Below are 24125 nucleotides of genomic sequence, written 5' to 3' on the forward strand. Positions count from 1 at the left end.
CAAAGATACATTTTTTAAATGAAATTTAAAAATCGGCCTTAGAGTTTGAATTAATCGTAAAAAAAGTAAAAAAAGATGTGTTTTGTTGAATTATCTATAATAAACCACGGCGTAAAAAGTTATAAATACGATCTAAACTAGTAGTGATCACAAAACGAATCTTAGTAGGATATGCTCTTTGATTAATTTCAAAACCTTCGTTAGTGTAAATAGGGAAGTAGAATTCAAAAATATTTGGGACAAAGTTTAAACGAATTCCGTTTTCATAGAAAAATCGAGCTTTTGAGTTTTTACTTTTCAGCATAGCAAAATCATTATAAACTTCTGCCCATCTCCACACACTAACACTTGTGTTAGCAGACATCATTAACTGATTAGCAAAAGATCGTTCTTTAAAAAAGGATTTAAAACCTCCGTCTGAAACCACAAATTGTTGACTAAATAATCCCGAGCTTTCTGATCTTCCAAATAAATTTTGTTCGAATAAATAATCTGAGCTACGATTTAAACCAAAACTAAAAAAGTTACCATCAGAATTATTATACAAGAAAAAGCCACCAAAGAATCTTAAATTGAAACTTCTCTTTTCTGTGAAAAATTTTAAATAACGAATATCTGTAGAAAACTTTGTGAAGTTATCTCCAAATTCACCATTTACGGCATATTGAAATCTACGAATAACATCAGGCTTACTGTATACATATCTGAAATTTAGAATTCTATATTTATCACTTTCTATTTCAGTATCGACAGGGTTTATTTCCCGATCTACATATATTATCCTAGATAACAAGAATTTAGTCCCAACATCTCTTAACGTGTTTCGTCTAAATTGGATGTTTACAAAAGGAGAAAAAATATTATAACTTAATTCTGGAGCATAATGAAAATTACTACCTCTAATTCCATAACGAATCTTGTAAATTTTTGATTTCTCAAAGAAATGATCATAACCTAAAGAAAAAGAGCCTGTTATGTTTTTACTTCGGAATGCATAATTTGGTGTGATATTGAAATCGAAATTATGACGAATTATCGCTCTATTATTAAAATTAACACCTAAAATAACTCCATCGTATAAGTTAAATTTAACATTAGGATTGAAGAAAATTTGATTGAAATTTGGGTCTTCAATGTCTTTTAAAAATCGAAATTGTATAGGCTTACTAATTATAGCATTATTAGGTTTCTTGTAATTATTTAGTGAGTTGTATTCAGGATAAATTTGTTCGTAATTTAAAGCCAACTTATCAAAATCATTGTCTTTAATTTTAATAGTTTTCGTACTATCTACATCTGTAATCCAAGTTTTAAATTTTATAGAATCATTTTTAATTCCGTATAAGGAAACAGGAGCACTTATATTACGCTTATTTTTTATGGTAACAGCTAAAGAATCTTCAGATTTCAGTTGTTTGATCCTTTTGATTTTATAATCAATTTTTTTATTTGTTCTAATATAATCACCAAAAAACCAATCTAAATCTTTATCTGAATTACGTTGTAGTATTTTCTCAAACGCTTTAGAATTTGTTAACTGTAATGATTGATCTTTATAAAATTCTTTTAATGAATTTTTTAAAATATCTTTATTAAGAAAATCTTGTAAATATTTAAATCCTAAGCCAGCTTTGTATGGATTTACTACTTTTCGATTAAAATTAGATAAAGAATCAGCTCTCGTTGTTAATGCTTGATCAAAAAAACGTCTAGCACTAAACTGGTAAAAGAAAGCTTGTTTATCATTTTGTTTTAGTTTGGCAAGATTATACTTTTTGAAACCCCATATTTTTGAAAAACGACCAAAAACAGTAATATCTGGATAATACTTATTAATATATTCCATCATTAAATATGTTTCTATGCCGTCTGTTAACCAATAATCTTTTCGATTATTTAAAATAAGTACATCTTCTATGTATTTACTAGTTAAAGCTTTAAAAAAACGTATTTCCCATTTAAAGTTTTCAGGATAGGGACGTAACCAGTTAGGTATTCCATAAATATCTCTTAGTGAGTTTTTGTTTACAGTATTACCATCTACTAAAATTTCAGTATGTGGATGTGTACCTATAAATTCTTCAATAAAAGCAATTTGTTTATTTACAATTTCATTAGCTAAAATTAAATCTATACGTTTATCAAAAATATCAGTTTTAATTTGTGAAGTTTTTGTTTTAAATACACGAAATTTCTTTCGTTTACTTATACTGAGTATGATGTCTTTTTTTTTGTTACCAACTAAGTAATAGTGATTTAATTTTTCTTTTTCAGTTTTGTATTGGTATAAGTTACTTTCTAAGTTTAATTTTTTAGGAATATCGATTTCTAGAGAATAGTTTGCAACATCTTCATATAAATCATCCATGTTTAAGTTACTCATTAATTCCCAGCCATTATGATACACAGCAGGAACTAAATACCAAAACCGCAGATGATATCCATCTCCAGTTCTACCATATCCAGTATATTTTGCTTTGGGAAGTTTTACAGTATATTTTGCTGATAAAGTAATTGTATCTTGAGGCGGTAGTATTTTATTTAGCTGAATTTCAATAATGTCATTTCTTTTAGGGACTTCTTGATAATCTAACTCTTCATGGTTAGAAGTAATCTTCTCAACATTTGAAAAACCACGTTCATTCTCTTCAGAGAAATAAAAATCTTTCTTATAATCTTTTACTAATCTTTTTCCTAATGGAGTATAATTATTTTTAAAGCTATTTCCCCAATTATGCAAGTAAATTTTGTTTAAATCTTCATGAGTAGTGTTTATATAAGTAATTTCTTGTTGAATAGAGAGAGTATGGTGAATTGTATCTAAACTAGCAGAAATATGTATAGAATTTTCTTGAGCTAATATTGAACAAGAAAATAAAAAAAGGATAATATGTAGTGTTTTTTTGATCAATTACATACAAATAAAAACTCGTTGCTATAAACAACGAGTTGAAGATAAAGTTTATTTTTTAATTTAAAATCGGTTCTGTTTTTTTAACAGAAATTCAGATTAGAAATTTGGTTTTAATTGATATTTAGCATAGAATTTATTGAAGTGTTCAACTGCTTCTTCAGCTGTATCTACAACTCTAAATAATTTTAAATCACCAGGACTAATATTTCCTTCTTCTAAAAGTGTGTTTTCAATCCAATCTAATAAACCACTCCAGAATTTTTTACCAACTAAAACGATTGGGAAACGTCCAATTTTATGAGTTTGAATTAAAGTAATAGCTTCAAAAAGTTCATCCATAGTTCCAAAACCACCAGGCATTACTACAAAACCTTGAGAGTATTTTACAAACATTACTTTACGAACAAAGAAATAATCAAAGTCTAAACTTTTACCTGGATCAATCCAAGGGTTATCGTGTTGTTCGAAAGGTAATTCAATATTTAAACCAACAGATGTTCCTTTTCCTCTATTAGCTCCTTTATTACCTGCTTCCATAATACCAGGTCCTCCACCTGTAATTACACCAAATCCACTTTGAGTTAGTTGATAAGCAACTTCTTCAGCTAATTTATAATATTTATGGTCTGGTTTAGTTCTCGCAGAACCAAAGATAGAAACACAAGGTCCGATTTTACTCAACCTTTCATATCCATCTACAAACTCGGCCATAATTTTAAAAATAGCCCAAGAATCGTTAGTTTTTATCTCATTCCATGTCTTTTGTTGAAGTTTCTCACGGATTTTTCTATCGTCGTTTGTCATTTTATCAATTTTTAAAGGACTTGCTAATTTAGTGCTTTTTTTTAGATTAAAAATGCTTTTAAATAAACAAAGGAGAAACAAATATTGTTTCTCCTTTTTGCAAACAGAAAAGCTTCCCTTCAACCTTTCATACAGGGTTCCCTAAAAAAAACTAGAAAGAAATTAGGTATATCCTTTAATGAATTAACTTATGTTTAAGTTTTTTCTGCTTTATTTATAAGACTTGTTTTTGTCTTCTTAACTTTTTTACTAAAGTCTAGTAGGCTCGTCAGGAACTTCAATTTCATAACAACTACCAGATCCACAATGCGGACTATTCCATGTTCCTGTAGCGTAATCACATACACAATTATTAACAGGGTTTGATCCTGTTGATGTTCCTCCTGTTAAATCAAAAAATGAATGGTTGCCTCCACTAATTTTCTTTTGATCACTTTTATTTAATGTTTTTCCAAAACTTAAAATTGATTTTTTCATAATTTTTGTGTGATTTAAATATTTAAAACCCTAGGTTATTTAAAGACATCTAAGGAACATGTCTGTTGTTTTAAAAATTATAATAGGTTTTATTTTCTTAAGCAATTTGTTAATTATGATTTCTTTTATCAGATATAAATATGTCTGTCTTTTTTAATACGTTCTTGAAACTCATAAAATGTTAATCTTAATTTCAAAAAAGTTACCAGTCAAATAGAAACCAACGACAATTTTTAATTTACTTAAGAGAATCAACAAAAGACTATCTGGAATTGGTTTCCAGATAGTCTTTATTTTACTAAACGACTCTTACTCTTTCATCATCATCACATTCAGGCAGGCTATTGTCTACTAAACATATAGGCATACCACCTGTAATATTTCTTTGTTGTTTTTTTTCTAATGGTTTTCCAAAGTCTAAAATTGATTTTTTCATAATTTTTGTATGATTTAAATAATTAAATCCTTGAGCATTTAGAGACATTCAAGGTGTATGTCTATTTTTCGCGAAAAAAGTATTGTTAGTGTAAGAGTGATTTTATTAAACAATTTTTTTGATACTATTTCTAGTTAATTAGCAGTTTTAGTTTTTATTTATTTTTTCTTTAATCTTTTAAATAGTTAGGTTAATTCTACTTTTTATTAATACGTTCCTAGGATAAATAAAATGTTAATCTATTTTTCGAAAAAATAAAATAGCGAAGTATGCAATAAGCTTTTATCTACTAGTAAAAACAAACAAAGGAGAAACTAATGTTTCCCCTTTTGTTTTGTAAAAAAGATTTCTTTTTCATGACTAACTTTTTTACACCTCCCTTTCATAACTTTTTCCCGTCGCAATTTCCCCGTTAAGACGTTTCTTAGCAATTTATTTTCTTTTTCTAGCAATTATTGTCAAACCTAATAAACGAAAATATAAAGAGAAATAACTTTTGAAATTTCTTATTACACTTATACGTTCTCGATTTAGATGATTGTTACCCTCTTTTTTTGAAAAATAAGAAAATAATAGAATGAAAGTTCAGATTTAATCAAAGGGAAACTAGTTATGTTTTTGATTTTTAGTGTTTTATTTGCGGGTTGGTTAGTTGGAGATTTTATGCAAAAAACCCAGTAATAATACTGGGTTTAAAATTTTAATAAGTTGAAAGCATGAAAATCTTATTCTTCACAATAGCAACGTATAATTAACCAATTTGGTTGTTCTCTACATTCTAATTCTGTACAACGTCTTAGGCTTCCTCCATTAACTTTTTGTTGTTCTGTTTTTTTTAGTTCTTTTCCTAAGTTTAAGATTGAATTTTTCATTTTAGTTTTTGTGATTTAAATGATTAAATCCTTGATCATTTTAAAGACATTCAAGGTATATGTCTATTTTCGCGAAAAAATATTATTGAGTAATTAAATTAAATAGCAATTTATCAGTGATAATTATTCCAAAACCGAAATAGAATAATAGAATCATAATGTGTGTTTTATTATTTTATGATAGTTATAGTTGTATTAGAGTGTTCCTGAAATAAGTGAAATGTTAACTACTTTTCATTAAAAATATAGAAAGAATATCGTATTTTTTTGATGTAGTTTGATATACAAAAGCTTAGGAAGAATAATCTTTTAATGAAGGAATAAAAATTTATAAAAACAAACAAAGGAGAAACTAACGTTTCCCCTTTTGTTTTGTAAAAAAGATTTTTTTTTCAGTACTAGCTTTTTTACGTTTTCTTTTCCATAACTTTTTTACAGTGTAATTTCCGCGAATAACATTTCACAACAATTTATTTTCCTTTTCTAGCAATTTTACTTAATCAAACAAAAATGTATATGTTATGAGAAATAACTCTTAAAAATTAGTTACTTACACCTTTATGTTCTTTAGTGTGCAAAACGTTACCCATTTTTTTTGAAATTATTTTTTAATAATGGAATTACACTAATTACGTGTTAATCTTAAATAGTCATATCTCTCTTTCTGTTGTTTGATTATTACCATTATTTCAAAGAAATTATTTATATATAAACAAGCAAAGGAGAAACATTAGTTTCTCCTTTGTGTTTTGTAAAAAGATTTCTTTTTCAATACTAACCTTTTTACGTTCTTCTTTTCATAACAATTTTGCTTCTTTTTCAAGCAAAAAATGATTAAACCTAACAAATATGAATTATGAGAAATAACTCTCAAAATTTGTTATTTACACCCTTATGTTCATCTTGTTTAGATTTGTTACCCTCTTTTTTTAAAAAAATAAAAAAGAATAAAAATAGTGTTGAAATTGCTATGATATAGTGTATTGTATAGTTTGATTCAAAAGTAGGATTAGTGTCACCAATTAAAATAAAAGAGGCCCAATAATAAGGTGATTTTTGAGAAAGAGAATGATTTTTTAAATACTTTCTTTTTGCATTATTTAAAGCTTCCGATTTTGATTGATGATCTTTTAAGTTAGTGTAAAAATCAGTCATTAATTCTGTAGTTGCTACGTCATTTACTTTCCATAAAGATGATACCACAGATTTAGAACCAGAATAAAAGAACCCACGAGCTAAGTTTAAGATTCCTTCTCCTCTTTTTAGTTCTCCAACATTGGTTTCACAAGCACTTAAAACCACTAAATCTGCATTATTTTTATAAGTATATAATTCATGTAGATTAAGAGAATCTTTACTAAAATGAATTACAGGTTTTCTTGAAACATTAGCATGTGTAGCCAAGTGAATAATTTTAGCATTTGAAGCATTAGTTAAAAAACTGTCTTTAGTTACATTTTCACCTGTTAAAGTTATTCCGTTTAAATTGTTATTTATTGAATTAATTTCTTCAGCGGAATGTTGTAGTGTAGTTAATTTTTTATTTTCAAATTCGACAGGAGCAAAGCCCGCAAATTCTTTTTCAGAAGTTCTAGAGATATTATTATTCACATTTAAAAACGACATAGAATATGCATAACTGATATCAGTATTTTCTATTAAAAATCTATTTGAAGTCGTGTCAGTAACAAAAGCTTCAAAAGGAATGTTTTGAAGATTATCATCAGGAATAATAACAACTTTTTTATTTTGAATTAAATCTTTGATTTCATCAGTAGGAAATAAGCTATTATATAGAGAATTTGCTACGGTATTGTATTGTTTAATTTCGTTTTTATTGTTTAAAGGTTTTGCAATAAATTTTGTAAAAGTTTGTATTTCATTTTTTATTGTGTAGCTATTTAAAGTGAAGGGGAGAATATTATTTTTACTGATACATAAACCAATAGATGTATCTATGAAGTTTTCTTCATTATTATTTTGAATAGAATAAGAAACAACTACAGTATCATCATCTAAATTTTGTTGAACTTCCTGAAGAGAAATTAAATCTGTTTTACTTTTTAATTGAAAATACTTAGGAAAAACAGTTCGAATAGAATCTTTAAATTGCTGATAAGAAAATCTAAAATCAAATAAAGAATCTTTTACAGTTTTAGTTTCTTTATTGGTAATTTTATACTCTAAATCTAATATCTTTTTTTTATATTGTTTATCCTTGTCTAAAATAGCTTTTGGAAGCTCTCTATTTATATTGTCGTTATCTATATTTTGTGCTAATAAAAAGGCTTTGTTTTTTTCTAAATACCTGAAGCTAGATTTATAATCTTTTTTTAAGTAATAAATATAAGCTGCGTAATTATAAATTTCTGAAGCATCTTTTCTCCATCGAAATTGAGATTCTGAATTAGTATCATTGTCTAAAATAACTGAAATTAAGTTGTCAAAGTTTTGGATACTAACAATAGCGTCATCTATATATTTTTCTTTTAGTTTTGATGACTTTTCAATTAAAGCTATTAATGCTTTTAAATTGAACTTATAGGTAATTAAGGAACTATTTTTTCTATTATTATTTTGATGTAAAACTTCTGGATATATTTCACTGAACTTCTTGTTGTTTGAGGTATAGAAAAAGTCAAAAGCTAAGTATGAGTTTTTTAAGGCTTTTAAGTAATTTTTCTTCTTGTAAAAAAACTCACTTAAGTTTAAATAAGCATTAGCTTTGATTAATTCAAGGCCATCAATTTGATTACAATAATTAAGGCTTTTATTTAAAAAATAAAATGCACTATCTTTTTGATGAGTTAAATAATGTTGACCTTGGTTTCTGATAATTGAGGTAATTAGATTGTTATTGTTAATTTTTTTAGCTTCTTTAAGGGCTTTTTTATAATAAAAATTAGCTTTATCAAAGCTTTCCATTATTTTTTGAGAGTGTGCATTAGCTAAATTTAGATTAATTCTAGTAGCTAATTTTTGATTTTTCAAACTATTCCTATATCTCTTTAATAAAGCATCAGAAAACTTTAAAAAATTAATCGTGTTTTTTAAATGATTTTTGTCTTCAGTAAAGTATGAGTTTTTCGCAATATCTAAAGAATATGTTATTATACTGGTTGGTTTTCCGTGTATCTTTAAGATGTTAATTCCCTTGTGATAATAGTTAAAAGATTTATTGTAATCCCCTCTTAAAAAAAAACATTTGCCTAATAAACATAAAGCTTGTCCTTTTCTCTTTTTACTATAGCTTGCTTTTGAAGCAATAACTAAGAATCTTTCAGCTTTTAATAAATCATTTTTTCTTAAATATAGATAACCCAATTGTAATATTAGATGTTGGTAATATGAATTTTTTTTTTGATTATCTAATATTTTTATTTCCTGTTTTAAGTATTTTATAGCTATATTAATTTTTTTCTTTTTGTAAAAAAATCTAAAAAAAATAGAATAAATTTTTGCTTTTTCTTCTTCGTTAATTACAGTATCGAGAATACTATCAGCTTTCTTTTCATTAAAATTTACAATTTCGTCTAATTTAATATCCTTAAATAAAGATTGCCCTTCAATCTTAATAGAAAAAAGAGCAATAAATATTATCAGAATTGGAACTTTAAAATTAATAGGTTCCATAAATTATTTTTGTATTTTGTTTTATGTTAATCCTTTAAAATAATTCTTGTAGATAAAATACCATTACATATTCCTTTAGTTTGACTATGAAAATCTTCTATAATTGAAGACTTTTTAAGAATTAAGTCTTCATCTTCATCTTCATCTTCATCATCAACAGGGTCACCATGTTCTCCACGAATAAGCCATACTTCACAGTTGCCATTGATTGAAACTCTACTTATAGTATTAAAAGGGAAAATGTAACAATTTATAGCTTCTTGTTTTTGAGAAATACTTAAACCTTCTATGAAACAAAACTCTCTCTGATAATTAAAATCAAGAAAGTTATCATCATTTTCTTGGTTGTCATCGTCACTACTCAAATCATTCTTTACAATTATTCCATCTTCCGTAAAAGCATTTCCTCTACCCATCAACTCGAGTTCTGGTTCAATAACTTCGTCTAAATTTTCATTATCACTACAGCTAAAAGCAAATATTAAAATAGAAAATACTACAGCTAATTTTAAATAATTAAATAATTTCATTGTGTTTTATTTTTATATACATCTTCTATGTTTTTTAAACTTAAAAATGTTACCCGAGCAAAAGTATAAAATTTTATTTTCTCTTGTTAATTAGTTTGTTATAAGAAAAAAAGAAGAGAAACACGATAAATATTCCACCCAAAATCCAATATATTAAAGAGTTGCTTTCAAAAGTAGGATTAGTATCACCAATTAAGATAAAAGAAGCCCAGTAATAGGGAGATTTTTCAGATAGTGAATGATTTTTTAAATATTTTCTTTTTGCGTTATTTAAAGCTTCCGATTTTGATTGATGATCTTTTAAGTTAGTGTAAAAATCAGTCATCAATTCTGTAGTTGCCACGTCATTTACTTTCCACAAAGATGATACTACAGATTTAGAACCAGAATAAAAGAATCCGCGGGCTAAGTTTAAGATTCCCTCTCCTTTTTTTAGTTCTCCAACATTGGTTTCACAAGCACTTAAAACCACTAAATCTGCATTATTTTTATAAGTATATAATTCATGAAGATTTAAAGAGTCTTTGCTAAAATGAATTACAGGTTTTCTAGAAATATCAGCATGTGTAGCCAAATGAATGATTTTAGCATCTGAAGCATTAGTTAAAAAACTGTCTTTAGTTACATTTTCACCTGTTAAAGTTATTCCGTTTAAATTGTTATTTATTGAATAAATCTCTTCAGCGGAATGTTGTAGTGTAGCTAATTTTTCATTTTCAAATTCGACAGGAGCAAAACCAGCAAAGTCTTTTTCAGGAGTTCTGGAGATTTTATTATTCACATTTAAAAACGACATAGAATACGCATAACTGATATCAGTATTTTCTATCAGGTATTTGTTAGAAGTAGTATCTGTAATAAATGCTTCAAAAGGAATATTTTGAAGATTATCATCTGGAATAATAACAACTTTTTTATTTTGAATTAAATCTTTGATTTCATCAGTAGGAAATAAGCTGTTATATAAAGAATTAGCGGCAGTGTTGTATTGCTTAATTTTGTTTTTATTACTCAAAGGTCTAGCTAGCAGTTGACGATAGATGTTTAAATCTGTTTTCAATTTTTCGATGTTTGAAATTGAAAAAGGGATAGATTTATTTTTTGAAATCAACAAACCAGTAGAAGCGTTAAAAGTTGTTGTTTCATCATGTAAAGCATAAGAAATAACAATAGTATTGTTGTCTATTTGTTGTTTTACATCTTGTAAAGAAGTTAGTTCAACTTTTTTCTTACTTTCAAAATGTTCAGGATAAATTTTTTGTATAGAATCTTTAAAGCTTTGATAAGCAAATTTGATATCAAATAAGGAATCTTTTAATTTTTTAGAATCAGAAGTTAAAGTTTGATCCTCTAATTGTAATATCTGTTTTTTATACCCTAACTCTTCATCAACAATATGATTTGGTAAGTTTAAAGAATAGTTATTGTCATTTATACTTTGGGTGAGCAAAAAAGCTTTGTTTTTCTCTAGATACTGAAATTGTAGATTTTCGCTACCTAATAATCTAGCTGCGTAAATTCCATACTTATAAATTTTAGAAATATTGTTACGCCAAGAAAATTGAGTACTAGATTCTGTACTATCTTCCAAAATGATTTCTACTAGTTGATCACTAATATTTACTGTTTCAATAATTTGATTTAAATATTTAGAATCATCAGTTTTTAAATACAATTGATTTAAAATTTGGATCTTAGTGTTTAATGCTTTGGAAATATTTAATCTCTCACTAGTCTTATGTAATTGAAATTTAGTAGGACTCATATCTTCTATTTCTAAATTGAAACTAGTTTTCAAAGAAATATTTATACTTTTTAAAGCTTTTTTTAAGTTTTTTTTCCAGAAGTAGTAATTAGCAATATTTCGATGACTTTCAGCTTTTAAGAGATTATAATTTTGATGTTTCTTATTTGTGTTTTTTATTAAGCTTTTATTTAAATAATATATTGAACTATCGCTTTTGATTTTAAGTAGTAACTCTCCATAATTCATACTAGCTAGAGAGAGGAAAAAATATTTGTTTTCTTGTTTTGAAAGTCTTAAGCATTTAAGGTAGTGGTATTTAGATTTTTTTATATCAAATGTTTCTTTTTTGCTATATAGGTTACCTAATGAGTTATTAATATTAAAAACATCTAAAAAAAAATTTGGATATGATTTGTTTTTTATAATCGAATCTACTTTGAATAGATAGTTAATTGCATCTTGTATATCTGATATATTATTACTAAAATTAGCAGTTAAAGCTAGATTGATGGAGTGTGCAACTATACTCTTTTTATTATTTAACTTTTTTAAAGAACTAATACCTTTCTTATAATAATTTATTGATTTTTTTATATCACCTTTAGCTCTATAACAACTTCCTAGCATACATAGTGACTGAGCAGCTTTTTTAGGATAAATATCTAATCTAGCAGATTTTTTTAATATTTCTATAGCTTTTAAAAATTGATTGTTATCATGATAGTAACAGCCTACTAGATGTAAAGCTATATGGTATTTTTTATCTTTTAAATTCAATTTATCAAAATACGTTAATTCAATATTCCCATATTTCAAGGCTGACTTATTATCTCCATATATCCTGAAGAATCTAGAAAAATTATGGTATAGCTCCTTCTTACTTTCTAAACTATTTAGCTTGTTAGCTAAAGAATCTATCAATTGACTATTGATTTCTATTTTAGAACTAAGTTTTTCAATATCTTTAATAGACAAAACTTTTTGAGAAAAACAATAGTTAAATGTAAATAAAGTAAATAGGATGATTATTACTTTATTAGTTAATAAATTTACATATAAAATCATCCCAATTAATTTTAATCATTAGTGTTTTTAATTGAATGTGCTTAGTGAAGGAGGTCCAGAAAATATATTTGTATTTGTGTATGGACTCAGAAAATAGGGGTAAAAACAAGGGAAATCTGCCTCTTCTGTATCATTAGATGTAACACCTGTTGTGTTTTGTAAACGAAATTTTACTTTCCAAGTTTCACCTATTGTATTTGGTTTATAAATTAAATTTATAAAAACATATCTTTCACTAAGACATTTTCTGATTTCTTCGGAGCTATCATTTGAATTAGGAAATATATGCATAATATAATATTCTGTTTGATTTAAACTTTTAAATCTTTGAGTAATACTTTTGTCTATGCTTCCTCCAGCAAAACTAAAACAAACAAGTACTAATAGTCCTAAAATTGTTGGATTAACTAATTGAAATAATTTCATAATATTTTGTTTTTATATATATTCGTTGTCCCCTAGTTTATAAAACTTTAAAATGTTACCCTCGCAAAAGTATAAAATTTTATTTTTGTGTATCAGATAGAAAAAATGGATAGTAGTTTATATTTAAATGCGCTAGTTGAAGGAAATTCAAGAATCATCTCAAAAATTTACAGTACTAATTTTTCTCAAGTAAAAAGATTTATACTTCAAAATAAAGGTGGAGTAGTAGATGCAGAAGATGTTTTTCAAAAAGCGTTATTACAAATCGCAGTTCGTCATAAAAAGGAAGGTATAGCAATTAAAAGTAGTTTTGATGCTTATTTATTCACAGTATGTAAGAATTTATGGAGAAGAGAATTAAATAGTAAAAAAAATAGGGTAACAAATCAGGAGGTTATTGAACTGGTTAGTGAAGCTAAAGAAAATGCAAATGCTTTAGTAGAACAAAAAAGACACGAATTGTTCTTAGAAAAGCTAAATATGGTTTCAGATAATTGTAAAAAAATACTATCACTTTTCTTTGCCAAAGTACCATATGCTGAGATTGTAGAAAGTACTGAGTACAATTCTGAAACTGTTGTAAGACAGCGAGTGTTTAAGTGTAAAAAGAAATTAACCGACTTAATTAGGGGAGATAAAAGATATCTTTCGTTACAAGAATTATGAATTTAGAAGACGACATATTAATTGAACGTTTTTTAAGAAATGAATTGACTGATGAAGAACAGTCAGATTTCTTAAAACGTTTAGAAGATGATTCTGATTTTAAAGAAAACTATCATCTAGAAAAACAGTTATTCGAATCTTTAAACGACGACAGTTGGAGTTTTGTTGAAAACACAGATGATATCGAAGTCAAAGAATACGAACAGTTGTATAATAGTCCAGAAGTAATAGCAATTAAAGAAGCAATTAAAGATGCCTCTAGAGTAAAAACAAAAAGTAAAAACAGAAAAGTTATTGCATTTATTTCAGGTTTTGCAGCGGCAATTGTATTGGTACTAGCTTCTAATATTTTCTTAAAGGAAACTGTAGATGCACAGGTTTTATATGCAGATAATATTCAATTAGAAAAATTACCATCTTTTGTTACTAGAAGTCAAACAACTGATGTAAAACTCGTCGATGCAGAAAAACTATTCAAAGCTAAAAGATATGAAGATGCATTGGCTATTTTTTCTATCGAATTGGAAGAAAATAAAAATAGTAACATATTTATTTATAAAGCACTTTCTGAAGTTGAATTGAATAAGTTTGATAACGCCAAGCGAACTTTGAAAACACTAACTAATAGTGATTTCATTGATGCAGAAAAAGGATATTGGTATTTAGGTCTTTTGTATTTAAAATCTAACAATAAAAAAGAAGCTAAGGAAGTATTTAAAAAAATAGTAAAGGAAAAACTGTTTAATAAAGATAAAGCAGAAAAAATTTTAGATAAAATATAAGAAAAGGAGAGTTTAAAACTCTCCTTTTCTAATACCTGTATAGTTTAAATTGTAAACTACAATCTAAAAAATAATTCTATTGTGGAAATATACCAAAGCACTTCAATGGTGTTGCACTCATATCACATGGGAAATTTGTGATAACATATCGAACACCAATAAGGCTAGTAGGATCTGGAACTTCTTCACATTCGCATCCTATTAATTGTGGAACAGCCGAATTAATACCTCCAACAATTTCTTGTTGTTTTGTTTTATTTAAAACTTTACCTAGATTTAAAATTGATTTTTTCATGATTTATACTTTAAGATTATTTGAGTGTTTTTAAAAAGTACCTCCATGGGCTAAATAACATGTTTCTTCACATTCGAAGACATCATCACCAGTGTGTCTTTCCGCACAACTGTCTAAACATCTTCCTAAATAATATCCACCTTTAATTTGTTTTTGTGCCGTTTTATTTAAAGTAAGTCCTAAGTTTAAAATTGATTTTTTCATTTTTTTGAATAATAAGTTTTAGATAAAATTTATTCAATAAGGGTATTTACTAATACCCTTATCTTTAGAAGTCATTTAAAAAAGACAGTTTCCTTGAAAACAGAAAGCTGGACATCTTGGTAATATAACACCAGGAGGGTTATAGCCACCTGGACAAAAATAACGAGTACCACCGTTTACATTTTTTTGCTCTACTTTGTTTAAAGCTTTACCTAGATTTAAAATTGATTTTTTCATAATTAAGATTTAAAAATTATTAATCCTTGAACATTTATAGACACTCAAGGTTTGTGTCTTTCTTCGCGAAAAATGTTTTATAATATTTTAGGATTAATGTAATTTAAAAACACCTTACTTCACATGTATATTAAGAAACACTCTAGTAATAAAAACTATTAGTTTTATATTATTTCCATTAATAGTTAAGCTAAACGTCATATAAAACTTGATATGTATCAAGTATACGTTTGGCTTAGAATTTTGTTTGTACAAAGACTAAAGAAAATATCTAATTAATTACATAGTTTCTATAATATATAGAATATTAAAAAGGGCAAGTTGTAAATACTTGGTTTTGGCAGTGTACAGGTAAGTTTTTATAATCTTCACAAGGAGCACATTGAGGCGATCCGAAACTTGTTATTCCGTAACAAATAGGGTAAGAAGCACAAGTATTACCACCGTTAATAGATTTTTGTTGGTTTTTATTTAAAGTTTTACCTAGATTTAAGATTGATTTTTTCATAATAATTAAGATTTAAAAATGATTAAATCCTTGAACATTTATAGACACTCAAGGTTTGTGTCTTTCTTCGCGAAAAATATTATAGAAGATATTCGTTAAGACTATCTTGTTTAGTATAAAATGATATTAAATAAAAAGATTGCATAGCAAGTACAATTTTTTACTTTTTCATATAAAGTAAATATAACAATAAAACCATTAATGACATTGTTTTCATTAATGGTTTTTTAATTTTTTTTGATGGACTTTATTATTACAGTTATAACTCTTTTTTCAAGAATTTAGCAGTATAACTTTCTTTGTGTTTTGCTACTTTTTCCGGAGTTCCAGTAACAAGAATTTGTCCGCCACCTTTTCCGCCTTCCATACCAACATCTATAATATGATCGGCTAATTTTATAACGTCTAAATTATGTTCGATGATTAAAACAGTATTTCCTTTCTCTACAAGTTTATTTAAAACTTCCATTAAAACACGAATGTCTTCAAAATGTAAACCAGTAGTTGGTTCATCTAAGATATAAAAGGTGTTTCCAGTATCTCGTTTAGAAAGTTCAGAAGCTAGTTTAATACGCTGTGCTTCTCCACCAGATAATGTAGTAGATTGTTGTCCGAGAGTTATATAACCAAGACCAACATCTTGAATGGTTTTTAACTTTCTATAAATTTTTGGAATGTGTTCAAAAAATGCAACTGCTTCATTGATCGTCATTTCTAACACATCAGAAATTGATTTTCCTTTATAACGAATTTCTAAAGTTTCTCTATTGAAACGTTTTCCTTGACAAGTTTCACATTCTACATGAACATCGGGTAAAAAGTTCATTTCAATTACACGTAAACCACCTCCTTGACAAGTTTCGCATCTTCCACCTTTTACATTAAAACTGAAACGGCCTGGTTTATAACCACGAATTGAAGCCTCTGGTGTTTTAGCAAATAAACTACGAATTTCACTAAATACTCCTGTGTAGGTTGCTGGATTTGAACGTGGCGTTCTACCAATCGGAGATTGATCGATATCAATCACTTTATCTACATGTTCTAATCCTTTAATGCTTTTGTAAGGCATCGGTTTTTTTACGCCTCTGTAAATGTGTGCATTTAAAATAGGATATAGCGTTTCGTTAATTAAGGTAGACTTTCCACTTCCTGAAACTCCTGTAACACAAATCATTTTCCCTAAAGGGAATTCTACAGAAACATTTTTTAAGTTGTTTCCAGAAGCACCTGTTAACTTTATCTTTTTTCCGTTTCCTTTTCTACGTTGCTTAGGAACTTCAATGGCTTTTCGCTTGGCTATATAATCTGCAGTTAGTGTTTGTTGTTGGGTCAAATCTTCAAAAGATCCTTTACTTACAATTTCTCCACCATGTCTACCTGCACCCGGACCAATATCTAAAACATAATCTGCATGTTTTATCATGTCTTCATCATGTTCTACAACTAAAACTGAGTTGCCAACATCTCTAAGTTTTATCAAAGAATCAATTAACTTCTGGTTATCACGTTGGTGTAAACCAATGCTCGGTTCATCTAAAATATAAAGTACACCTACTAGTTGGGATCCGATTTGAGTTGCCAAACGAATACGTTGTGCTTCACCACCAGATAAAGATTTTGAAGTTCGATCTAAGGTTAAATAATCTAAACCAACATCTAATAAAAACTGAATCCGAGTACGAATTTCTTTTAAAATCTCTGAAGCGATTTTTAATTGTTTAGCACTTAATTTTTCTTCAATATTAGCAAACCAATTAGCTAATTCACTAACATCCATTTGTGCTAAATCACTGATGTTTTTATCTGTGATTTTAAAGTTTAAAGCTTCTTTTTTTAATCGTTTTCCTTCACAACTTGTACATTTTACTTCATCCATAAATCCTTTCGCCCATCTTTTGATAGATGAACTGTCGGAATTTTTATATTGATTTGTAATGAATGAAATAATTCCTTCAAAGTCGATATCGTAACTACGTGTAACTCCAGCTGTTTTAGATTGAATTTTAAAACTCTCTTTTCCTCCATTTAAAATTACATCTAATGCTTCTTCTGGAATTTTATTAATAGGATCTGTAAGTTTAAACTTATAGCGTTCCGCAATATTCTGAAGTTGTTTAAAAATCCAACTGTTTTTTTGTTCACCTAATGGAACAATTCCTCCATTTTTAATGGAAACAGAATCGTCAGGTATTACTTTTTTAAGATTAACTTCGTTGTTAATACCAAGTCCGTTACATTTCTCACAAGCTCCTTTTGGAGAGTTAAAAGAAAAAGTATTTGGTTCTGGATTTGGATATGCAATTCCAGTAGTAGGACACATCAATTCTCTACTAAAATATCGTGGCTTTACATCATCAACATCAATAACCATTAAAATATTGTTTCCTGTGTAAAGAGCAGTTTTAATGGTTTCTTCTAATCTTTTTTCAGCTTCATTGTTAACAACAAGTCGATCTATAACCACTTCTATATCGTGAGTTTTATAACGATCGAGTTTCATGCCTTTTTCTATTTCTCTAATTTCTCCATCAACACGAACTCTAACAAAACCTTGTTTAGATATTTGTTCAAACAATTCACGATAATGTCCTTTTCTAGATTTAATTAAAGGAGCAAGAACGGCAATTCGTTTATTCTCAAAATCTTTTAGAATTAATTCCTTGATTTGATCATCAGAATAACTAACCATTTTCTCCCCTGTATTATAAGAGTAAGCATCTGAAGCTCTAGAGAATAAAAGACGTAAGAAATCATAAATTTCTGTAATTGTTCCAACGGTAGAACGTGGACTTTTATTAGTGGTCTTTTGTTCAATGGAAATTACAGGAGATAAACCATTAATTTTATCAACATCTGGTCGTTCTAATCCGCCTAAAAATTGTCGTGCATAAGCAGAAAATGTTTCAATATATCTACGTTGCCCTTCAGCGTAAATGGTATCAAAAGCTAATGAAGATTTTCCACTTCCGCTTAAACCAGTGATTACAACTAGTTTTTCACGAGGAATTTTAATATCTATATTCTTTAAGTTATGAGCTCTTGCTCCGTAAACTTCAATGAATTCTTGTTCTTTCAAAGTAATATATTTGACAAAAAGCAAATTTACTGAATACATTCTGATTTTTAAATTGATATTGATAACAATTAAAATTCGATGTATCTTGCGTTAAATTATAAATGTAATGGTTGATTCAATACGACATTTTTTTGAACGAAATGGTTTTGATGTATCTTCTAGATTAGGAGATAGACTAGGAATGCGAGTGGTAAATGTGCGTTTATTTTTTATTTACTTTTCATTTGTAACCGTCGGTTTATCTTTCGGATTATATTTAATTTTAGCTTTTATTTTAAAACTAAAGGATAAAATTTACACTAAAAGAACTTCTGTTTTTGATTTATGATTCGAATAGTTTTAAAATCTCGTCTTTACAAAGCTTTCTTTTTTACAGGGTTAATATTTTCTATAGGAGTTTTAGGGTATTTACTTTTTTTTGATTATTCCCTAATTGATGCTTTTTACATGACTGTTATTACAGTTACTACTGTTGGTTTTGGAGAAGTTCATCCATTTTCTACTGAAGAGAAAGTATTTACTACATTTTTAATATTATCGAGTTTATTTACTTTTGGATATGCTGTATCTTCCTTTTCTGAATATTTAATAAGCGGCGATTTTTTTCAACAACTAAAAATAAAACGAGTGCAAAAACAAATTGAACAACTAGAAGGACACACTATTGTATGTGGTTTTGGAAGAAATGGAAAGCAAGCTTTAGCAAAACTAAAAAGTTACAAAAGAGAGGTTGTTATTATTGAAAAAGATAAAGAGTTAATTAAACATTTAGATGAAAACCGTGTTCTAAATGTAGAAGGAGATGCAACTTCAGATGAAACCTTACTTAAAGCAGGAATCGAAAAAGCGAAGTATTTAATCACAGCATTACCTTCAGATGCAGATAATTTATTTGTGGTTTTAACAGCAAGTCAATTAAATAAGAAATGTAAGATTATTAGTAGAGCTTCTAAAGAGACTACATATAGTAAGCTGAAAATTGCAGGAGCTCATAATGTAATAATGCCAGATAAACTTGGTGGAGCACATATGGCATCTTTAGTCGTAACTCCTGATGTTATTGAATTTGTAGATCGATTAACAATTGAAGGCGACACAACAGCAAATTTAGAAGAAGTTGCTATTAATGATTTACCTAAAGAGTATTTAAATAAAACAATCTTAGATTTAGATTTAAGAAAAAAAACAGGTTGTACTGTAATAGGTTACAAAACTTTAAACAATGAATATATAATTAATCCAGATGCTTCTTTAAAGTTAGAAACTAACGGAAATTTAATTGTTTTAGGAAGACCAGAACAAATTGATAAGTTGAGAGAGTTGTTTTAATTTATAAACACAAATCAGAAAAATTAATTTTGTTTTAACCATTACAGAGTTTCTAATAGTTTAGGTGATTAAAAAGTAGTTTTAACGAGAAAAACTTGTTAAAAGTTCAGTTTTTTAAGATATTGCGAGCTACTAATTCAACAAAACTATTATTTACACATGATGAATAAAAAACTAACGGCATTACTATTGGGGTTATTGCCGATGTTAACTTTCGCCCAGGAGAAAGGTTTAGATCAAAAAATAGATGAAGCATTTCAACCAATTTCAAATTTTTTTAGTGAAGTAATTTTCTTTCCAGTTTGGAAAGACCCAAATATTCCATTCGTTTTAGTACTGTTAGTATTCAGTGCTGCTTTTTTTACAATTTATTTTGGATTTCCAAATATCCGTCATTTTTTAACTTCTATAAATGTAGTAAGAGGAAAATATGACGATTTAGATAAAGCTGTAGTAGAGCCAGCTTATGGAGATTCTACTCCAGGTGGAGATTCAATAGAAACTATTAGAGATGAAAGTAAAGAAGGAGAGGTAACTCACTTTCAAGCTTTAGCAACAGCAGTATCTGGTACTGTTGGTAACGGAAATATTGCAGGTGTTGCCTTAGCAATTGCTTTAGGTGGTCCAGGTGCTACATTTTGGATGATTATTTGTGGTTTGTTAGGAATGTCAACAAAATTTGTTGAATGTACTTTAGGAGTTCAATATAGAGATGTAGATGAAGAAGGTACTGTTTATGGTGGTCCAATGTATTACTTGTCTAAAGGTTTAAAGGAAAGAGGTTTCGAAATGCTAGGTAAAATTGCGGCTGTTTTATTTGCAATTTTCTGTATTGGAGGATCTTTTGGTGGAGGTAATGCAGCTCAGTCAAATCAAGCAACTGTAGTAATTAAAGATTTATTAGGAATTCAAAGCACTAGCGCAGGAGCAATTATCGGTTTAGTATTAGCATTAATCGTTGGTATTATTATTATAGGTGGTATTAAGCGTATCGCTACAGTAACAGAAAAAGTAGTTCCTCTTATGGCTGTAGTTTATATTCTTGCATGTTTATATATTATTTTTAGTAATTTCTCTTTAGTAGATGATGCATTTGGATTAATTTTTAGTGAAGCTTTTAGTCCTAGATCTATTGCTGTAGGTGGTTTTATAGGTGTTTTATTACAAGGATTTAAAAGAGCAGCTTTCTCAAATGAAGCCGGAGCTGGTTCTGCTTCAATTGCACACTCAGCTGTAAAAACGAAATATTCAGCTTCTGAAGGTTTAGTAGCATTATTAGAACCTTTTATTGATACAGTAGTGATTTGTACAATGACTGCTTTAGTAATTATTATATTTAATACAGGAGGAGTTTTTGAATATGGTGGAGACGGAACAGGAGCTGTATTAATTGATGGTGTAGCATATGAAGGAGCAGGAATTACTTCTAAAGCTTTTGCTGCTTACATTCCTTATTCAGATGTTTTCTTAACTATTGCAGTAGTATTATTTGCTGTTTCAACAATGATTTCTTGGTCTTACTACGGATTACAATCTTGGAAATTCTTATTCGGTAGAGGTAAAAAAGCTGATTTAACTTATAAGGTTTTATTCTTAACTTTTGTTGTAATTGGAGCTGCGGCAAGTATGGGGTCTATTTGGGCTTTCTCTGATGCAATGATCTTTGCAATGGTGTTTCCAAATATGGTAGGATTATATTTCTTAATGCCAGTTGTAAAAAAACAATTAAGAAGATATTTAGATGCTATCAAAAGATAGTTAATTATCATAAATATGAAAAATTTCAAATCCCATTTCTGGTATTCTAAAAGCCAAAGAAATGGGATTTTATTTTTGGCTTTACTAATTATAATATTTCAATTGGTATACTTTTTTATTGATGTCTCTCCTGAAAATGAAATTCCTGTCAATACAGATGAAATAGTAACATTACAATCGGAAATAGATAGCCTTAGAAAAGTAAAAGAAGAAAAGCTTAATAAAATATATTCGTTTAATCCAAATTACATTACAGATTACAAAGGAGAAAAACTAGGAATGTCTTTAGAGGAAATTGATAGATTACATGCTTTTCGTAAACAAAATAAGTTTGTGAATTCTGCATCAGAATTTCAAAGAGTTACTCAGGTTTCTGATAGCTTATTAAATGTAATTTCTCCATATTTTAAATTTCCAGATTGGGTTACTAAGAAACAGAAGTATAAATCAGAACAAACTATCAATAAATCTGTAATCGACGATTCAGATGTTTCTATTAAAAAAACAGTTTCTACAAACGATATCAATAAAGCTAGTGTAAACGATTTTACTGTTGTGAGTGGAGTAGGAGAAGTAATTTCAACTAGAATTATTAAGTATCGTTCTAAATTAAAGGGATTTAGTTTTAAAGATCAACTTTATGAAGTCTGGGGTTTAGAGAAAGGACTCGCAAATGAAATATTAAAAACCTTTGAGATTCAAGAAAAACCTTACATTGAAAAAATCAATGTAAATACAGCTTCATTTAAGGAAATATTGAATTTACCCTACATAGATTATAATTTATGTAAGAAGATTTTTGAATATCGAGATGAGGTAGCCGAACTTCAAGATATAAAAGAATTAAGAAATATTAAAGATTTTCCTCAAAACAAATACGACAGAATAGTATTATATTTGAATGCAAAATAACAAACAACAAACTTAATTAAAACTTATTTACAGTATGTACTTTACTGAAGAACATGAATCATTTCGTAAAAGTTTTAGAGACTTTTTACAGAAAGAAGTAGTTCCTCATATTGAAAAATGGGAGGAAACTGGTACCATAGATCGCTTTATTTGGGAGAAATTTGGAGAAATGGGGTACTTTGGTTTATACCAACCAGAAGAATATGGTGGATTAAATCTTGATTTATTTTACACAATAATATTTTTAGAAGAATTACAAAGGATTAACTCAGGAGGTTTTGCTGCTGCTATGTGGGCACATGCATATTTAGCAATGACACACCTTAAAAAAGAAGGAGATCACAGAATAAAAACAGAGTATCTTACTCCTAGTATAGAAGGAAAAAAGATAGGTTGCTTGTGTATTACAGAACCTTTTGGTGGTAGTGACGTTGCTGGTATGAGAACTACAGCAGTTAAACAAGGTGATAATTATGTAATAAATGGTTCTAAAACATTTATTACTAATGGAGTATACTCTGATTATTTAATCGTGGCTGCTAAAACAGATCCTAACGATAAATATAAAGGGATGAGTATTTTCCTTGTTGATAGAGAAACAGAAGGTGTTTCTTCTACAAAATTAAATAAATTAGGATGGAGAGCTTCTGATACAGGAGAAATAGCTTTTGATAATGTTGTAATCCCTAAAGAAAACTTAATGGGCGAAGAAGGAAAAGGTTTTCCTTACATTATGCAACATTTTGCTTTAGAGAGATTAATCATGGGAGTTAATGCGCATGCTAGGGCAGAGTATGCTTTAGAGTATGCCATAGACTATATGAACGAGCGTGAAGCTTTTGGTAAAAAAATAAATGAATTCCAAGCATTAAGACATAAGGTGGCTGAAATGGCTTCTAAAGTTGATATGTGTAAAGAATATAACTATTCTATTACAAAAAGACTAAACGATGGTACTTATGTAGTTAAAGAAGCTAGTATGAGTAAATTCTTATCTACTAAAATTGCAGACGAAGTAATTTATGATGCTTTGCAATTATTAGGAGGTTATGGTTATATGGAAGATTATCCTTTAGCTCGTATGTTTAGAGATAGTAGGTTAGGACCTATTGGAGGAGGAACATCTGAAATCTTGAAAGAGATTATTGCAAAAATGATAATTGACAAAAAAGAGTACAAGCCAGCAACATAATTTATGTCAATTTCTTTTTGCAAAAATGTATCTCTACATTGCAAAAATGATAATTGACAAAAAGGAATATAAGTCTGCAACTTAAAAACAGTAGGTGGAAACAATTTTATAAAAAAGAGAATACCGAGGTATTCTCTTTTTTTTGTCTTATAATTTATTAAAACAAAATTTAGAGGTTGTTTTTATTACGATTTGTTTAATTTATTAACACGAAATCGATTTCGCTTCTACACCGATTTCGTAGTTTACTTCTCATTAA

Annotated in this window: 21 protein-coding genes; 7 read left to right on the forward strand and 14 right to left on the reverse strand. The window is 27.9% G+C overall.

Annotated features, from left to right (window positions below):
* Window positions 1-94: 94 nt before the first annotated feature.
* The 9 genes from AQ1685_RS06025 to AQ1685_RS06065 form a co-directional block, all read right to left on the reverse strand.
* A complete protein-coding gene (locus AQ1685_RS06025) occupies window positions 95-2911 on the reverse strand; it encodes a gluzincin family metallopeptidase (RefSeq protein ID WP_095070358.1) in 2817 nt (938 codons plus the stop codon).
* 99 nt (window positions 2912-3010) lie between these two features.
* Window positions 3011-3718: an LOG family protein gene (locus AQ1685_RS06030; RefSeq protein WP_095070359.1), complete on the reverse strand. Its 708-nt coding sequence runs from the start codon at window positions 3716-3718 to the stop codon at window positions 3011-3013.
* Between the two features lie 249 nt (window positions 3719-3967).
* Complete coding sequence (locus AQ1685_RS06035) at window positions 3968-4195, reverse strand: hypothetical protein (protein ID WP_095070361.1); 228 nt, start codon at window positions 4193-4195, stop codon at window positions 3968-3970.
* Between the two features lie 298 nt (window positions 4196-4493).
* Entirely contained in the window at window positions 4494-4631 is a 138-nt protein-coding gene (locus tag AQ1685_RS06040) for a hypothetical protein (protein ID WP_157730126.1), read from the reverse strand.
* A 725-nt stretch (window positions 4632-5356) separates the two neighbouring features.
* The gene (locus tag AQ1685_RS06045; protein ID WP_157730127.1) at window positions 5357-5503 is read right to left on the reverse strand and encodes a hypothetical protein; all 147 of its coding nucleotides are present in this window, start codon (window positions 5501-5503) and stop codon (window positions 5357-5359) included.
* Between the two features lie 870 nt (window positions 5504-6373).
* On the reverse strand, window positions 6374-9136 hold the full coding sequence (locus AQ1685_RS06050) for a CHAT domain-containing protein (protein WP_095070363.1): 2763 nt from the start codon (window positions 9134-9136) through the stop codon (window positions 6374-6376).
* Between the two features lie 26 nt (window positions 9137-9162).
* On the reverse strand, window positions 9163-9666 hold the full coding sequence (locus AQ1685_RS06055) for a hypothetical protein (protein WP_095070364.1): 504 nt from the start codon (window positions 9664-9666) through the stop codon (window positions 9163-9165).
* A gap of 73 nt (window positions 9667-9739) precedes the next feature.
* Window positions 9740-12388, reverse strand: a complete 2649-nt coding sequence (locus tag AQ1685_RS06060) for a CHAT domain-containing protein (protein ID WP_162288553.1) — start codon at window positions 12386-12388, stop codon at window positions 9740-9742.
* A 117-nt stretch (window positions 12389-12505) separates the two neighbouring features.
* Window positions 12506-12904: a hypothetical protein gene (locus AQ1685_RS06065; protein ID WP_095070367.1), complete on the reverse strand. Its 399-nt coding sequence runs from the start codon at window positions 12902-12904 to the stop codon at window positions 12506-12508.
* 105 nt (window positions 12905-13009) lie between these two features.
* Between AQ1685_RS06065 and AQ1685_RS06070 the strand changes: the two genes are divergently transcribed.
* Together AQ1685_RS06070 and AQ1685_RS06075 are read left to right on the forward strand one after the other, a co-directional pair.
* The gene (locus tag AQ1685_RS06070; protein ID WP_095070368.1) at window positions 13010-13570 is read left to right on the forward strand and encodes an RNA polymerase sigma factor; all 561 of its coding nucleotides are present in this window, start codon (window positions 13010-13012) and stop codon (window positions 13568-13570) included.
* Window positions 13567-14352, forward strand: a complete 786-nt coding sequence (locus AQ1685_RS06075; protein WP_095070370.1) for a tetratricopeptide repeat protein — start codon at window positions 13567-13569, stop codon at window positions 14350-14352. Before AQ1685_RS06070 ends, AQ1685_RS06075 begins: the two co-directional genes overlap by 4 nt.
* 76 nt (window positions 14353-14428) lie before the next feature.
* Here the strand turns inward: AQ1685_RS06075 and AQ1685_RS06080 are convergent, their stop codons facing one another.
* The 5 genes from AQ1685_RS06080 to uvrA form a co-directional block, all read right to left on the reverse strand.
* Window positions 14429-14647 carry a hypothetical protein gene (locus AQ1685_RS06080; protein ID WP_095070371.1) on the reverse strand — a complete coding sequence of 73 codons (219 nt, stop codon included), beginning with the start codon at window positions 14645-14647 and terminating at the stop codon, window positions 14429-14431.
* Window positions 14648-14677: 30 nt separating this feature from the next.
* Window positions 14678-14851, reverse strand: coding sequence for a hypothetical protein (locus AQ1685_RS06085; RefSeq protein ID WP_157730128.1), 174 nt, complete (start codon window positions 14849-14851; stop codon window positions 14678-14680).
* A gap of 75 nt (window positions 14852-14926) precedes the next feature.
* Complete coding sequence (locus tag AQ1685_RS06090; protein WP_157730129.1) at window positions 14927-15088, reverse strand: hypothetical protein; 162 nt, start codon at window positions 15086-15088, stop codon at window positions 14927-14929.
* 307 nt (window positions 15089-15395) lie between these two features.
* Window positions 15396-15596 (reverse strand): hypothetical protein, encoded by a 201-nt coding sequence (locus tag AQ1685_RS06095; protein WP_095070373.1) that lies wholly within the window; start codon window positions 15594-15596, stop codon window positions 15396-15398.
* Between the two features lie 259 nt (window positions 15597-15855).
* Window positions 15856-18675 (reverse strand): excinuclease ABC subunit UvrA, encoded by a 2820-nt coding sequence (gene uvrA / locus AQ1685_RS06100; protein ID WP_095070374.1) that lies wholly within the window; start codon window positions 18673-18675, stop codon window positions 15856-15858.
* A gap of 106 nt (window positions 18676-18781) precedes the next feature.
* Here uvrA and AQ1685_RS06105 point away from each other — a divergent pair, with 106 nt between their 5' ends.
* The 5 genes from AQ1685_RS06105 to AQ1685_RS06125 all read left to right on the forward strand — a co-directional run bounded on the left by AQ1685_RS06105 (window position 18782) and on the right by AQ1685_RS06125 (window position 23866).
* On the forward strand, window positions 18782-19003 hold the full coding sequence (locus AQ1685_RS06105) for a PspC family transcriptional regulator (RefSeq protein ID WP_095070375.1): 222 nt from the start codon (window positions 18782-18784) through the stop codon (window positions 19001-19003).
* Window positions 19000-20004 (forward strand): potassium channel family protein, encoded by a 1005-nt coding sequence (locus AQ1685_RS06110; protein ID WP_095070376.1) that lies wholly within the window; start codon window positions 19000-19002, stop codon window positions 20002-20004. The genes AQ1685_RS06105 and AQ1685_RS06110 overlap by 4 nt, the downstream gene beginning before the upstream one ends.
* Window positions 20005-20166: 162 nt before the next feature.
* A complete protein-coding gene (locus tag AQ1685_RS06115) occupies window positions 20167-21762 on the forward strand; it encodes an alanine/glycine:cation symporter family protein (protein WP_095070378.1) in 1596 nt (531 codons plus the stop codon).
* Between the two features lie 15 nt (window positions 21763-21777).
* The gene (locus AQ1685_RS06120; RefSeq protein WP_095070379.1) at window positions 21778-22674 is read left to right on the forward strand and encodes a ComEA family DNA-binding protein; all 897 of its coding nucleotides are present in this window, start codon (window positions 21778-21780) and stop codon (window positions 22672-22674) included.
* Window positions 22675-22708: 34 nt separating this feature from the next.
* A complete protein-coding gene (locus AQ1685_RS06125) occupies window positions 22709-23866 on the forward strand; it encodes an acyl-CoA dehydrogenase family protein (protein WP_173862345.1) in 1158 nt (385 codons plus the stop codon).
* Window positions 23867-24125 lie beyond the last annotated feature (259 nt).

Source organism: Tenacibaculum jejuense, from assembly GCF_900198195.1.
GTDB lineage: Bacteria > Bacteroidota > Bacteroidia > Flavobacteriales > Flavobacteriaceae > Polaribacter > Polaribacter jejuensis.